This window comes from Pseudomonas gorinensis (genome assembly GCF_042015035.1).
In the GTDB taxonomy this organism is placed as follows: Bacteria; Pseudomonadota; Gammaproteobacteria; order Pseudomonadales; family Pseudomonadaceae; genus Aquipseudomonas; species Aquipseudomonas gorinensis.
Map to the genome: position 1 here is coordinate 5,540,379 of NZ_CP167125.1, position 13,857 is coordinate 5,554,235.

Genomic DNA, 13,857 nt, shown 5'->3' on the forward strand with positions numbered 1-13,857 from the left:
CAAAATGAGCGCAAAAGTCTGGCTGGTGGGCGCAGGCCCCGGTGATCCGGAGTTGCTGACCCTCAAGGCGGTACGGGCGATGCACGCCGCCGATGTGGTGCTGATCGATGACCTGGTCAACCCGGCGGTGCTGGAGCATTGCGGCGATGCGCGAGTGATTACCGTCGGCAAACGCGGCGGCTGTCGCTCGACGCCGCAGGATTTTATCCACCGCCTGATGCTGCGCTATGCGCGCCAGGGCAAATGCGTGGTGCGCCTCAAGGGCGGCGACCCCTGCATTTTCGGCCGGGGTGGCGAAGAGGCCACCTGGCTGCGCGAGCGTGGGGTCGAGGTGGAGTTGGTCAACGGAATCACAGCAGGGCTGGCAGGGGCGACGAATTGCGATATTCCCCTGACGTTGCGAGGGGTCAGTCGCGGCGTAACGCTGGTCACCGCACATACTCAGGACGACAGCCGCCTGAACTGGCGAGCCTTGGCCGAGGGTGGTACGACGCTGGTGGTTTACATGGGCGTGGCGAAGCTGGAGGAGATTCGCGAGCAATTGCTTGAAGGCGGCATGGCGGCGGATACGCCAGTGGCGATGATCGAAAATGCCTCGCTGGCGCAGCAACGCGAGTGCCGCAGCGAGCTGTGGCGCATGCACGAGGATGCGCAGGCGTTCGCCCTGAAGAGCCCGGCAATCCTGGTGATTGGCCAGGTGGCCGGCATGGCACAGGTCGCCCAGCTGACAGAAGCCGCCAGCGCCTGAGGCAAATTCCAGGCGAAAAAAATCTATGGTCCCCCCCATTTTTGCAATACTGATTAACGGGCGATGTGGTTGGCTTGCTTAAATCTATCCGGCGTCTGTTTGGGGCTTGCCCCAGCGCCACGATGAGAGTCGCGCCTGACGATCCTTAAAAGCCCGTCGGCTTCTGAAGCCGATTTTTATGTCAGGATCTTCGCCAGGCCGGTAGGCCGTTCACGTCATCCGTTGTTCAGCTATCGCAAAACCTGAAGGGTGAATTGTGGTACTGCAACAACCGCAGGGTCAGGCGTTCAAGGCGTCTGGCCCTGCTTCATATTGCGCATGGTGAGCCGCTATCGCCCAAGCGATACGCGCCAGTTTGTTGGCCAGGGCACAGGCCACCACATTCGAGTGTCGTCGGCGCAGCAGCGCTCGCACCCAGTCGGCCAAAGCCCCCTTCTGATGATCCAGCCTCTGCATGTAAACCCTGGAGCATTGCACCAGCAGTTGCCGCAGGTGCTTGTCACCCCGCTTGCTGATCCCCAACAAATTGGCTTTGCCGCCCGTGCTGTACTGTCGCGGCACCAAGCCCACTGAAGCCGCAAAATCGCGACTGCATCGGTATTGCTTGCCATCGCCCATTTCTACAGCCAGAAGGCTGGCGGTGATCGGACCGACACACGGCATGCTAAGCAAACGGCTCCCCAGATCATCGTCGGCCAGCTGGCAAGCCAGTTGTTTGTCCAGTTCCTTGATCTGTTCATCCAGGTAAACGAAGTGATCGTGCAGGCGTTGCAACAGCACTGTCAGCCGCACAGGCAGCTCATGCTCGGCCAAAACAGCTGCCAAACGCTTCATGATGGCTGAGCCTTTGGGCAGGCTGATGCCAAATTCCAGCAGGAAACCGTGCATCTGATTGGCTGTCTTGGTGCGGTCATGCACCAACGACTCGCGCATGCGATGCAGGACAGACAGGGTTTGCTGAGACTCGGTTTTAGGCGTAACGAAGCGCATGGACGGACGGGAAGCCGCCTCGCAAATGGCCTCTGCGTCGATAAAGTCATTTTTGTTGCCCTTGACGAAAGGGCGGACAAACTGCGGTGAAATCAACTTGGTCGTATGCCCCATCGCCGCAAGCTGACGGGCGATGAAGTGAGAGCCGGCACAGGCTTCCGTTACCACGACGCAGCTCGGCAAGTTGCCGAAGAACCGCATCATCTGCGCTCGCGAGAGCTTTTTGCGAAACACCTCGCGGCCCGATTTGTCTTGGCCCAGAAGGTGGAAATTATGTTTGCCGAGATCGATCCCGATCAGTGCTGACTCGCTCATGATGATGGCCTCCAAAAACAAAACACCCTGCGAAAGCGTAGCCCTCGCAGGGTGTGGGGGTGACCATCTCATTAGCCCGGCCTAAGCCGGGCTTTTTTCTACCACTCAGTAATTACTTACTTAGCGGTAGCTTCTACCGACGCTTCTACGCGACGGTTGATGGCACGACCAGCTTCAGTTGCGTTGTCAGCAACTGGGCGGGATTCGCCGTAACCTACTGCGGTGATACGGCTAGGAGCAACGCCGTCTTTAACCAGGACTTGCTTAACAGCGTCAGCACGACGCTGGGACAGCTTCTGGTTGTAAGCGTCTGGACCTACGGAGTCAGTGTGACCAGCAACTTCTACGTTGGTAGCTGGGTACTGAGCCATGAAGTCGGCCAGGTTTTTCACGTCGCCGTAGCTGTTAGGCTTAACAACGGCCTTGTCGAAGTCGAACTTGACGTCCAGCTCAACACGAACAACCTGAGCAACCGGAGCTTCTGGCTCTGGAACTGGCTCTGGAGCTGGTGCTGGGGTAGGAGCTGGAGCAGCTGCGCCAGCGTTACCGCCGAAGTTCACGCCCAGGCCAACCAGTGCGGAGTAGTCCCACTTGCCGTTGTCCAGGTTGTAGTCAGACTCAACGCCAGCACGAGCGAACAGGTTGTTGGTGAAGTAGTACTTCACACCAGCGCCAGCGATAGCCAGGGTCGACTGGTCGCGACCGCTGTGGCCGTCAGCCTGTACGTTGGTACGGCTCTGGTGACCGAAACCACCTTCTACGTATGGACGCAGGGAGTCAACACCGGCCTGACCAAAGTGGTACTGAGCAGTCACGCTGCCAGTGTCACCTTTGATCTTCTGGTTGCCAGTACCGTCGTTCGAACGGGTGTGGTTGGTGGTGTCGTAGTTCAGGTTAACCGACACGTCGTCGGTAATGAAGTAACCGATGCTAGCGCCAGGGTTATAGCCGTCTTCGATGTGCTTGACGCTATCGTTGAACTGCTTTTTGTAGAACAGCTGGCCTTCAACTGCGCCTTGGCCTTGTGCCAGCGCGCCGAAAGAAGTAGCGGCAATAAGAGTACCAATGGCCAAGCCCAAGGTGTTTTTCAGTTTCATCCGTTAAATCCCCATCTGGTGATTGTAAAGCAGTCCCACAAACCGGGGGACAACTCGGCGACAAGTCTAACAGAACTTGCCTACACGTAAGAGATATTTGCCACGCACTAAGTTTCAGTCTCGCCCGCAAATTTCTCACGTAATTTATCAAGAGCACGTTTGTAACGCATTTTTGTAGCACTCAAACCCATGTGCATGATGTCGGCGATTTCCTGAAACTCCAGCTCTGCGACAAATCGTAGCACCAGAATTTCCCGGTCAATCGGGTTCACATGCACCAACCAGCGATCAAGTCCACCCTTCTCCTCGGGTGCCGGCGTCTTTTCTTCAGACGCCTCCTCAAGGGGGTCGAGACTCAAGGCGTCCATCAAGCGACGCTTTCGCCGTTCCTTCCGATACTGCGTGATGCACTCGTTGTACGTGATGCTGTAGAGCCAGGTCTTGAACTTCGATTTGCCCTCGAAGTTCTTCAGGCCGTACAGCACCTTGAGCATCACTTCCTGACAGACATCATCCGCATCTCTATCGTTCCCTAAATACCTTGAACAAACGTTGAACAGAGTGCGTTGATATCTGCGCATCAATTCTTCGTACGCACGAGTTACGTGAAACAGCTCCGTGTGCGCGCGCGCGACCAACTCCTCATCAGAGAGCTCACGGGGGTCATAGCGCGTGGACAGCGTTTGGGCTTTATTCAAAACAAGTCGTGCCGACAGTCAGGTCAATGTCCGCTGCAATCCGGTCACCCAGGTTCGCGGCGGCGTACATTAGCAGGGTTTGCCGCGTTAGCGGCTACTGACCTGCTGCTCCAGGAGAATCCGATTGGACAGCGACACCAGGTCGCCGTCATCGGTCAGCACCGTTGTCTTGACCGTGCCGATCTCCTCGATTTGCCCTTCGACCTCGCCCACACGCACTTGCTGCCCCACCTGATACAACTCACGCACGTAGATTCCCGCAAGAATCTGGCCGGCAATTTCCCGGCTTCCCAACCCCATGGCCAGCGCAACGGCCAGACCAACGGTAATCAAAACAATCACAATCACATGGTTGAGCAGGTCAGTCTTGACCTCCAACTGGCTGATCGCGACGGAAATACTGATGATGATCACCAGCCCCTGGGCAATTCGTCCCAGGCCTGCCGCATAGTCCAGCCCTACCCCTTCGGCAGCCCCGCGCACCAGCCCATTGGCCAGTTGCGCCAGCAAAACGCCGACAAGCAGGACCAGCGCGCCACCGAAAACCTTCGGTAAATACAGCGCAAGCATGTCGAGCGTAGCTGAAACTCGCTCAAGTCCAAGGGATTGAGCCGCGGAAACCAGAAAAATCAGCAATACGAACCAATAGACGATCTTGCCGATCAAGGTCGAAATCGGCACTTGCAGACCGGCGCGGCCGAGCAGCTTGGTCAGCCCGGTACCTGCCATCAGGCGATCAAGGCCCAGTTTCGCGAGCAATTTGGACAGCAGGGTGTCGAGCAGCTTGGCCACGACAAAGCCCAGCAGCACCAGGACCAGCGCCCCAAACAGGTTGGGAATGAAATTCGCCACCTTGGTCCACAATGCGGTCATCGCGGTGACCAGGCTCTGGGTCCAGAGATCAAGTTCCATATTCAATCAGCCTTATCAGCAGTGCGAGCAAGAGGTTTACGACGGGAAACCGGCGATACATGGGCTGAACCGTTGTTCAGGGCCATCATCAACGCCGGTAACCACCGACCGAGCAGGCCGAACAGGTCCCCCGCACCCACCTGACGGTTGGCGGTTTTCAACACGCGACCCAGGCAAGCATCGTCGTCGCGGTTGGACGGCGAGGCATTGAGCATGTCACGCAAAGACTGTTCGAACGGATCGTGCATAAAGACCTCTCGCAAGTGTTTTAAAAGACGAGGGTAAAATTCTTGAGGTCACATGGGACCCTTCCTACGTTCAGCTCATATTCAGGTCAAACCCAGCGCAATCGTCGAAATAGCCACCATTGTCCGAGCGCCACCGAGACCATCAGCAGGCAGGCAATCACAAATCCGTAGGGGCTGGAAGAGAACGGAATCCCCCCCACATTGATCCCCAGCAGGCCGGTCAGAAAGCTCATCGGCAGGAAAATCCCGGTGATGATCCCAAAGCGGTACATGGTGCGGTTCATGCGCACGCTCAAGCGCCGGTCTTCGGTCTCAAGCACAAGCCCCACGCGCTCCCGGGTCAATTCGAGCTCTTCCAGGTAGCGGGTCAGGCTGTTGTTCAATTCGTTCCAGTAGTCGGCATCGTCATCACAAAACCACGGCAATTTGATCCGCGTCAGCTGGGCAAAAATATCCCGCTGCGGGAACAGGAAACGCTTGAGCCCGGCCGCTCGCCGACGGATCTGCAAAACGCTGCCATGCTCCGGAGTATACCGTTCGTCGGCATCCAGTTTTTCTTCCTCGATATCGACGATTTCAGACAGGTCCGAGACCAGATCCTGCACTTTATGAGTGAGGTACTGCGCCATATAAAGGATGAGTTCGGATGCGGTCTTGGGCCCGGTGCCCTCCTCCAGTTGCACCAGCAATTCATCGGTGGCACGCAGCGGGCGCAAACGCAGGGAGATCACACGGCTGGCTGCGGCAAAAATACGCACCGAGACCATGTCCTCAGGCTCCGCGCCCGGGTTGAGGTTGACCCCACGCAGGAACAGCAGCAATTCGGCGTCCGGCAGCGGCAACAGGCGCGGCCGGGTGTTCTCTTCCAGCAGCAGGTCACAGGCGAATTCGCTCAAGCCGCTGGAGGTGCGCAACCAGGTCTGGGTCTGGGGATGGCTGCGGTCCCAATGCAGCCACAGGCTTTCCTGGGGCTGCATATGCAAATCGTCGAGCTCAGTCCGGGCAATCGAACGCGCACCGCCTTTACCGTCCAGCACCAGGGCATGCACCAGCCCCCATTGCGCGTTTTCTTCCTCGAACATCCTCACCCCGTTGGCTATTGCGGTTTATTCAGGCATTTTCAGCGGGCTGGGCGACACGATCACGCCATTATTGTCGGCGTAGATGTATTCACCCGGGCGAAACGTCACACCCGCAAAGGTGACCGCCACGTTCAAGTCGCCAATACCGCGCTTGTCGGTCTTCATCGGATGGCTGGCCAGGGCCTGCACCCCCAGGTCGGTCTGGGCGATCACGTCGACATCCCGGATGCAGCCGTAGATCACCAGGCCTTCCCAACCGTTTTTCGCGGCTTTTTCGGCGATCATGTCGCCCAGCAGCGCACGGCGCAGCGAACCACCACCGTCGACCACCAATACCTTGCCGGTACCTGGCTGGTCGGCCTGTTCCTTGACCAGAGAGTTATCTTCGAAGCATTTAATGGTGACAATCTCGCCGCCAAAGGAGTCTCGACCGCCGAAGTTGCTGAACATCGGCTCGACCACCTGCACCAGTTCCGGGTAGGCGTCGCACAAGTCGGGGGTCACGTAATGGTTCATTGAAAAAATTCCTTTCTGTCAAAGAAGAGTCTTTCGAAAGAAGCGCCAGCCTGGGCCGGTGCGCAACATCCCATCCGCTTCGTCGCAACGCAATAACCACTGCGCGACTGAATATGACCAGAAGCGATTAACGCGTCATATCTTAGCCGCAACCACACACGAGCGAAACGCCCTTGGCAGAGCGCTGCGTCAAACTACGACCAAAGCCTCAGGCCTGGCACCCAGCGAGGGTGTCAGCGGATCTTTCAACCATTGCTCCACCAGCGGCCACACCTCGATCTGGGCGGGTTTGCTGACCAGCATTTCCACATGCCCGAAGTCCCCGGTAAAACCTTGCTGGCGTCCCAGGCACAGGTATTGGCGGTGCTCGGAGCCGACTTGCTCGAACAGCTTGCGGCACGCCCAATCCGGGTCCTGCCGGTCGCCCGCGGCACTGACGGCCAGCAGCGGTACGTCCACATCGGCCAGGCCTTTCCACCAGTCCTGCTTGCCATCGCCAAAGCGTCCAAACAGGCCATTCCAGCGCATGGCCTCAATCATCACACCAGCCGGTTCATCCTCCGGGCCACGCTTGAGCCGAGCGCCAGAGACCTGGCCAAAACGTTTCAAGAACAAGCGGCCGGTCCACTCCACCGGTGGAATTTTCAATGGCCAGTGGGTGCGACTCACCTGGCAGCCAAACAAGGCCACCGAGGCAACTGCCGGCGCTCCCAGGTGCTTCCCCCCCAAGGCCGCTGCCAGGGTAGTGGCGCCGAGGGAATGGCCGACCCAGTGCGGAACCTGCGCACTTTGCTCGCGCACAAACGCGCCGATCGCCGGCAAATCGTAGCGGGCATAGTCGGCAACGCGGTTGCGGGCGTACTGTTGGTTGCGCCGGGACAACCCATGCCCGCGCATTTCCGGGATCCACACGTCGAATCCCTGGCGCGCCAAATAGGCCCCCAGACCAATGCCCTTGGGCGAATACCAAAAGCGTCGATTGGAAAAACTGCCATGCAACAAGATAACCGGAATGCCCCGGTTTTCCGGGACATCGGCCAGGCCCAACCGGGTGACGGCCAGCTCGACGGTGCCGTCGGGACTGTTACCGGGTTTGAGTCGATACACATCTTCACTCAGGTCGCCACGACGTTCAGCGCTGATCAGGGCGACGGGAAACAGGTTGCTGCTGCTTTGCATAATGCTCTTGCACAAAAAAGGGCGGCGTCCGGAAGGAGTTCCGCCCTGTACAGATAAGAATGCCGGCCAACCTGACGATTGACCGGCACTTTTGACGCGTCGACCTTAGGCGGACGCTTGGCCTTCCGCCAGGAAGAACCAGGTTTCCAGCACCGAATCGGGGTTCAGCGAGACGCTTTCGATGCCCTGCTCCATCAACCATTTGGCCAGGTCAGGGTGGTCGGAAGGGCCTTGGCCGCAGATACCGATGTACTTGCCAGCCTTGTTACAAGCCTGGATGGCGTTGGCCAGCAGCTTCTTGACCGCCGGGTTACGCTCGTCGAACAGGTGCGCGATGATCCCTGAGTCGCGGTCCAGGCCCAAGGTCAGCTGGGTCAGGTCGTTGGAGCCGATGGAGAAGCCGTCGAAGAACTCGAGGAACTCTTCGGCCAGGATGGCGTTGGACGGCAGTTCGCACATCATGATGACGCGCAGGCCGTTCTCACCACGGGACAGGCCGTTTTCGGCCAGCAAATCCACAACCTGGCTCGCTTCACCCAGGGTGCGTACGAACGGCACCATGATTTCAACGTTGGTCAGGCCCATCTCGTTGCGCACGCGCTTGAGGGCGCGGCATTCAAGCTCGAAGCAATCACGGAACGCTTCGCTGATGTAACGCGAGGCACCGCGGAAGCCCAGCATCGGGTTTTCTTCTTCCGGCTCGTAGAGCTTGCCGCCGATCAGGTTGGCGTATTCGTTGGACTTGAAGTCCGAGAGGCGCACGATGACCTTTTTCGGGTAGAACGCAGCCGCCAGGGTGCTGATGCCTTCCACCAGCTTCTCGACATAGAAGCCCACCGGGTCGTTGTAGCCGGCGATGCGTTTGTCGACGCTGTCCTTGATGTCCTGTGGCAGGCCGTCGTAGTTCAGCAGGGCTTTGGGGTGCACGCCGATCATGCGGTTGATGATGAACTCCAGGCGGGCCAGACCCACGCCGGCGTTCGGCAACTGCGCGAAGTCGAAGGCACGGTCCGGGTTACCGACGTTCATCATGATCTTGAACGGCAGGTCCGGCATGGCGTCGATGGAGTTTTGCTTGATGTCGAAGCCCAACTCGCCTTCGAAGATGAAGCCGGTGTCGCCTTCGGCGCAGGAAACGGTCACGCCCTGGCCATCTTTGAGCAACTGGGTCGCATTGCCGCAGCCCACGACCGCCGGGATCCCCAGTTCACGGGCGATGATCGCCGCGTGGCAGGTACGCCCGCCACGGTTGGTGACGATAGCGCTGGCGCGCTTCATCACCGGCTCCCAGTCCGGGTCGGTCATGTCGGAGACCAGCACGTCGCCGGGCTGGACTTTGTCCATTTCGGACACGTCCTTGATGATCCGCACCTTGCCGGCGCCAATGCGCTGGCCAATGGCTCGGCCTTCCACCAGCACGGTGCCGGTTTCCTTGAGCAGGTAGCGCTCCATGACATTGGCCGAAGTGCGGCTCTTCACGGTCTCGGGACGCGCCTGCACGATATACAGCTTGCCGTCATCACCGTCCTTGGCCCACTCGATGTCCATCGGGCACTGGTAGTGCTTCTCGATGATCATCGCCTGCTTGGCCAGTTCGCTGACTTCAGCGTCGGTCAGGCAGAAACGCGCGCGCTCGGCCTTGTCCACATCAACGGTTTTCACCGAGCGACCGGCCTTGGCCTCGTCGCCGTAGATCATCTTGATGGCCTTGCTGCCCAGGTTGCGGCGCAGGATGGCCGGGCGACCCGCTTCGAGGGTGCCCTTGTGTACGTAGAATTCATCGGGGTTGACCGCACCTTGTACGACGGTTTCACCCAGGCCGTAGGCGCCGGTGATAAACACCACGTCACGGAAGCCCGACTCGGTATCGAGGGTGAACATCACGCCGGCGGTGCCGGTTTCAGAACGCACCATGCGCTGCACACCGGCAGACAGGGCCACCAGCTTGTGGTCGAAACCCTGGTGGACCCGGTAGGAAATGGCACGGTCGTTGAACAGCGAGGCAAACACTTCCTTGGCCGCGCGGATCACGTTTTCCACGCCGCGGATGTTGAGGAAGGTTTCCTGCTGGCCGGCGAAGGAGGCGTCGGGCAAGTCTTCGGCGGTGGCCGAGGAACGCACGGCGACGGCCATGTCCGGGTTGCCGGCCGACAGGGTGGCGAAGGCCGTACGGATTTCTTCGTTGAGCTTCTCGGGGAACTCGGCTTCCATGATCCATTGACGGATCTGGGCGCCGGTCTTGGCCAGGGCGTTGACGTCATCGACGTCCAGGGCATCCAGCGCGGCGTGGATCTGGGCGTTGAGACCGCTCAGTTCGAGGAAATCGCGGTAAGCCTGGGCAGTGGTGGCAAAACCACCGGGCACCGAGACACCAGCGCCTGCAAGATTACTGATCATCTCGCCGAGGGATGCGTTCTTGCCCCCTACGTGCTCTACATCATGGACGCCGAGCTTATCGAGGGAAACTACGTACTCTACCAAGGTGATCTCTCCACTTTCTGTGTTGGAAAAGCTCAGGACGCCGGCTGCTCAGTTGGAGCATTCGCCAGCGCTTGTGGCCTGGACCTGGAAAATAAGTGAGAATGCGGCCCACTGCGGGACGGCAAAATCGCGCCTATCATATCCAAGATTCGCCATCAGCTTAAGGCCCAGGGCTCAAATGAAACGATCTGCTTTCTTTATCTCCGACGGCACCGGCATTACAGCCGAAACCCTGGGTCAGAGCCTGCTCGCGCAGTTCGAAAACATTACCTTCGCCAAATTCACGCGGCCCTATATCGACAACGTGGATAAAGCGCGGGCCATGGTACAACAAATCAATCTGGCGGCAGAAAAAGACGGCTTTCGGCCGATCATTTTCGACACCATCGTCAATCAAGACATCCGTGAGATCCTCGCAACCTCCAATGGTTTCATGATCGATATTTTCTCGACCTTCCTGGCGCCGCTGGAACAGGAGTTGAGCGAACACTCCTCTTATTCGGTCGGAAAGTCCCATTCCATTGGGCATAACTCCAATTACATGGAGCGTATCGAGGCGGTGAACTTCGCCCTCGACAACGATGACGGCGCCCGTACCCACTACTACGACAAGGCCGATCTGATTCTGGTCGGCGTGTCCCGCTGCGGCAAAACGCCCACCTGTCTGTACATGGCGATGCAATTCGGTATCCGTGCGGCCAACTACCCGTTGACCGAGGACGACATGGAGCACCTGACGTTGCCGGCCGCCCTGCGCGCGCATTCACATAAGCTCTTCGGCCTGACCATCGACCCGGACCGCCTCACGGCCATTCGCAACGAGCGCAAGCCCAACAGCCGCTACTCCAGCTATGCCCAGTGCGAATTCGAAGTGCGTGAAGTGGAAAATCTGTTCCGTCGCGAGAATATTGCGCATATCAATTCCACGCATTTTTCGGTGGAGGAGATTTCGGCGAAGATTCTGGTGGAGAAAGGCGTCGAGCGACGCTTCAAATAATGCATTGAGACGCTGCTTAACGGTGGTGAACGGGCTTGTTGTGGCGAGCGGGCTTGCCACAACAAGCCCGCTCGCCACAAAGAAGCCCGCTCCCCCCAACAACGCCCCTCGCTACAGGTGGAACCGCCCACCGCCCTGCCCCAACGCCGTCGCCAACGCATCGAACCCGGCCCGCAACAACTGATCATCGCCGGACGTATTGCAGATACTCGCTCGAATAAACTGCGGCACAGCCGTTTGCCCGACGGCGAACGCTTCGGCGGTGGCGATCAGGTAATTGTTCTGCTTGAGCTCTGCCTCGATTTCCGACGCGCGCCAGGGCTCTGGGACTTCAATCCAGAAATGCGGGCTATTGAGATGGGTGCGGTATTCCAGCCCGGCCAACAGGTCGCGCACCAGCGCTTTGCGCCGGCTGATCTCGTTGATCTGCTGGCGCAGCAGGTATTCCGCCGTGCCGTTTTCGATCCATTGGGTGGCCAGTTCCAGGGTCACGGGGGTGGCCATCCAGCAGGTCGAGCGCAAGGCCGCCGAGATACGGCTGACCAGCGCCGGTGGCGCGTGCACGTAACCCACGCGTAAACCGGCCGATACCGCCTTGCTCAGGCTGCTGATCAAAATCGTACGCTCAGGCGCGAAATAGCTGAGAGGCGGCGGCCGATCTTCTACCAGCACGCCGTGGGCTTCATCTTCAAGAATCAGCAGGTTGTGCTCGCGGCACACTTTGACCAAAGCCTCGCGACGTGCGACCGACAAGACCGCCGTCGTAGGATTCTGGATGGTCGGCGTGCAATACAACGCCGAAACCCGGTGATTACGACAGACTTCATCCAGCGCTCCCGGCAGCACGCCCTCTTCATCCATCTCCAGGCCGATCAGACGCACACCCAGCATGCGCGCGGCGGTGATCAGGCCAGGGTAGGTCAACTGTTCGGTGACCACCGTATCGCCTGCACGCAACAGCGCCATCATCGCGCACAACAACCCATGCTGGCCGCCGTTGACGCAGATGACCTGTTCGGGAATCGGATGGAAATCGCGCTGCACCAGCCATTGCGCACCGGCTTCACGGTAACGCGGCAGGCCGGCGTCAGGGGTGTAGGCGCTGATGTCCTGGAGGAACTTGGCATTGGTCGACAGGGTTTGGAAGCTCTGGGCCAGGAATAACGTCTCCTGCCCCGGGATATGCATGTTGCGGCTCATATCAAAGTACTGCCGCGGCTCTTCGCTGAAGTTACGAAAGCCTTCATCACGCTGTCGCTCCATCCCACGCTTGCGCACGAACGTGCCGTCACCGACTCGCGCCACCACCAGGCCGAGGCGTTCGAGTTCGCCGTAGGCCCGGCTGATAGTGCCGATAGTCACGCCCAGATTGTCGGAAAGCACCCGGTGGGGCGGTAGTTTTCGTCCCGGTTCAATCAAGCCTTCGAGGATACCCCGTTCCATGACATCGGACAGGCGCTTGTACTTGACGCCCTGCCCGTTGGATAACCCCTCACGCATAATTGACACCATGTCAATATTTGTTTTGACAGTCATCTTTCGCCCTAATAGTGTGCTTTTACGGGTTCAATCAGCCAAAAAAATAACTCATTACAAGTTCAATATAGAGTTCAATTCCGGCTCAGGGAAGTAATAAACGATGCCAATGTCCGCCGTTCTCGAAAACACTGCAAAAACAAAAACTCAAAAACAGTGGTTGGCCGGGCTGGTGACCAGTGTGATGTTTCTCATCGTGTGCCTGAGTTGGGGCACTACCTGGCTGGGCATCAAGATCGCCGTGGAGAGCGTGCCGCCGCTGACCTCCGCCGGCCTGCGCTTCCTTATCGCCTTCCCGCTGTTCCTGTGTTTCGCCATGGTGCGCCGTGAGCCGATCCTGTTCCCCAGGGAAAGCCGCTGGTTCTTCGTGTTCGTGACCCTGTCCTACTTCAGCGTGCCCTATTACCTGCTCAACTACGGTGAGATGCATGTGTCGTCCGGCCTCACCGCCCTGCTGTTCAGCTGCATGCCGGTGTTCATCCTGATTTTTTCCGCACTGTTCCTGCGCGAGCGCATCTATTTTTCCCAAGTGGTCGGCATCGGTATCGGCTTCGGCAGCCTGTACATGATCATCAAGAGCCAGGGCCTGCACCTGGACCACGCCGAGTTCTTCGGGGTGCTGGCGATTCTGAGCGCCGCGATCATGCATGCCCTGTGCTACGTCATTACCAAGCAGAAAGGCAGCGCCATCAGCGTGATCACCTACAACACGCTGCCCATCGGGATTGCCGGGCTGATGCTGTTCGTCGCCGGGCTGTGGTTTGAAGCGCCGACCTTCGAAGCCATCACCCTGCGCTCCTGGAGCGCCCTGTTCTACCTGGGGCTGGTCGCCTCGGTGGGTGGGTTCATCGTGTATTTCATGCTGCTCAAGCGCCTGAGCCCGATCATCCTGTCATTCGTGTTCATCATCTTCCCGGTGTTCGCGGTGATCATCGGCGCCTGGTACGAAGGCGTGACGATTTCCCGCGACTTGATGCTGTACTCGGCCATCCTGCTGGCCGGCTTTGCGATCACCAAGTTGCCCATTGAAAAACTCATGGCCAAGAAAAATTGACCCT

Annotated in this window: 13 protein-coding genes; 3 read left to right on the forward strand and 10 right to left on the reverse strand. The window is 58.7% G+C overall.

All coding sequences use genetic code 11. The annotated features are described in order from the left end of the window. Nucleotides 1-4: 4 nt before the first annotated feature. Nucleotides 5-748 (forward strand): uroporphyrinogen-III C-methyltransferase, encoded by a 744-nt coding sequence (cobA, locus tag AB7933_RS25015; protein WP_024076872.1) that lies wholly within the window; start codon nucleotides 5-7, stop codon nucleotides 746-748. A 279-nt stretch (nucleotides 749-1,027) separates the two neighbouring features. Here cobA and AB7933_RS25020 read toward each other — a convergent pair whose 3' ends face one another. The 9 genes from AB7933_RS25020 to ppsA all read right to left on the reverse strand — a co-directional run bounded on the left by AB7933_RS25020 (nucleotide 1,028) and on the right by ppsA (nucleotide 10,266). Next, on the reverse strand, nucleotides 1,028-2,053 hold the full coding sequence (locus AB7933_RS25020) for an IS110 family transposase (protein ID WP_024074122.1): 1,026 nt from the start codon (nucleotides 2,051-2,053) through the stop codon (nucleotides 1,028-1,030). Between the two features lie 116 nt (nucleotides 2,054-2,169). Continuing rightward, a complete protein-coding gene (locus AB7933_RS25025) occupies nucleotides 2,170-3,150 on the reverse strand; it encodes an OmpA family protein (RefSeq protein WP_024076873.1) in 981 nt (326 codons plus the stop codon). A 107-nt stretch (nucleotides 3,151-3,257) separates the two neighbouring features. Next, nucleotides 3,258-3,848, reverse strand: coding sequence for an RNA polymerase sigma factor SigX (gene sigX / locus AB7933_RS25030; protein WP_017845210.1), 591 nt, complete (start codon nucleotides 3,846-3,848; stop codon nucleotides 3,258-3,260). Between the two features lie 87 nt (nucleotides 3,849-3,935). After that, entirely contained in the window at nucleotides 3,936-4,760 is an 825-nt protein-coding gene (locus AB7933_RS25035; protein WP_003175519.1) for a mechanosensitive ion channel family protein, read from the reverse strand. Nucleotides 4,761-4,762: 2 nt separating this feature from the next. Then, nucleotides 4,763-5,008 (reverse strand): hypothetical protein, encoded by a 246-nt coding sequence (locus AB7933_RS25040; RefSeq protein ID WP_005790375.1) that lies wholly within the window; start codon nucleotides 5,006-5,008, stop codon nucleotides 4,763-4,765. A gap of 86 nt (nucleotides 5,009-5,094) precedes the next feature. Then, entirely contained in the window at nucleotides 5,095-6,090 is a 996-nt protein-coding gene (locus AB7933_RS25045) for a zinc transporter ZntB (RefSeq protein ID WP_024076874.1), read from the reverse strand. 24 nt (nucleotides 6,091-6,114) lie between these two features. Beyond that, the gene (rraA, locus tag AB7933_RS25050) at nucleotides 6,115-6,606 is read right to left on the reverse strand and encodes a ribonuclease E activity regulator RraA (protein ID WP_024076875.1); all 492 of its coding nucleotides are present in this window, start codon (nucleotides 6,604-6,606) and stop codon (nucleotides 6,115-6,117) included. A 189-nt stretch (nucleotides 6,607-6,795) separates the two neighbouring features. Further along, nucleotides 6,796-7,785 carry an alpha/beta fold hydrolase gene (locus AB7933_RS25055; RefSeq protein WP_024076876.1) on the reverse strand — a complete coding sequence of 330 codons (990 nt, stop codon included), beginning with the start codon at nucleotides 7,783-7,785 and terminating at the stop codon, nucleotides 6,796-6,798. Nucleotides 7,786-7,890: 105 nt separating this feature from the next. Continuing rightward, nucleotides 7,891-10,266 carry a phosphoenolpyruvate synthase gene (ppsA, locus tag AB7933_RS25060; protein WP_024076877.1) on the reverse strand — a complete coding sequence of 792 codons (2,376 nt, stop codon included), beginning with the start codon at nucleotides 10,264-10,266 and terminating at the stop codon, nucleotides 7,891-7,893. A gap of 178 nt (nucleotides 10,267-10,444) precedes the next feature. On the opposite strand from ppsA, the gene ppsR reads away from it, so the two are divergent. Further along, nucleotides 10,445-11,263 carry a posphoenolpyruvate synthetase regulatory kinase/phosphorylase PpsR gene (ppsR, locus tag AB7933_RS25065; RefSeq protein WP_024076878.1) on the forward strand — a complete coding sequence of 273 codons (819 nt, stop codon included), beginning with the start codon at nucleotides 10,445-10,447 and terminating at the stop codon, nucleotides 11,261-11,263. Between the two features lie 111 nt (nucleotides 11,264-11,374). Here ppsR and AB7933_RS25070 read toward each other — a convergent pair whose 3' ends face one another. Continuing rightward, nucleotides 11,375-12,799, reverse strand: coding sequence for a PLP-dependent aminotransferase family protein (locus AB7933_RS25070; protein WP_024076879.1), 1,425 nt, complete (start codon nucleotides 12,797-12,799; stop codon nucleotides 11,375-11,377). A gap of 160 nt (nucleotides 12,800-12,959) precedes the next feature. Here AB7933_RS25070 and AB7933_RS25075 point away from each other — a divergent pair, with 160 nt between their 5' ends. Further along, nucleotides 12,960-13,853, forward strand: a complete 894-nt coding sequence (locus tag AB7933_RS25075) for a DMT family transporter (protein ID WP_162163613.1) — start codon at nucleotides 12,960-12,962, stop codon at nucleotides 13,851-13,853. The last annotated feature ends 4 nt before the right edge of the window (nucleotides 13,854-13,857 follow it).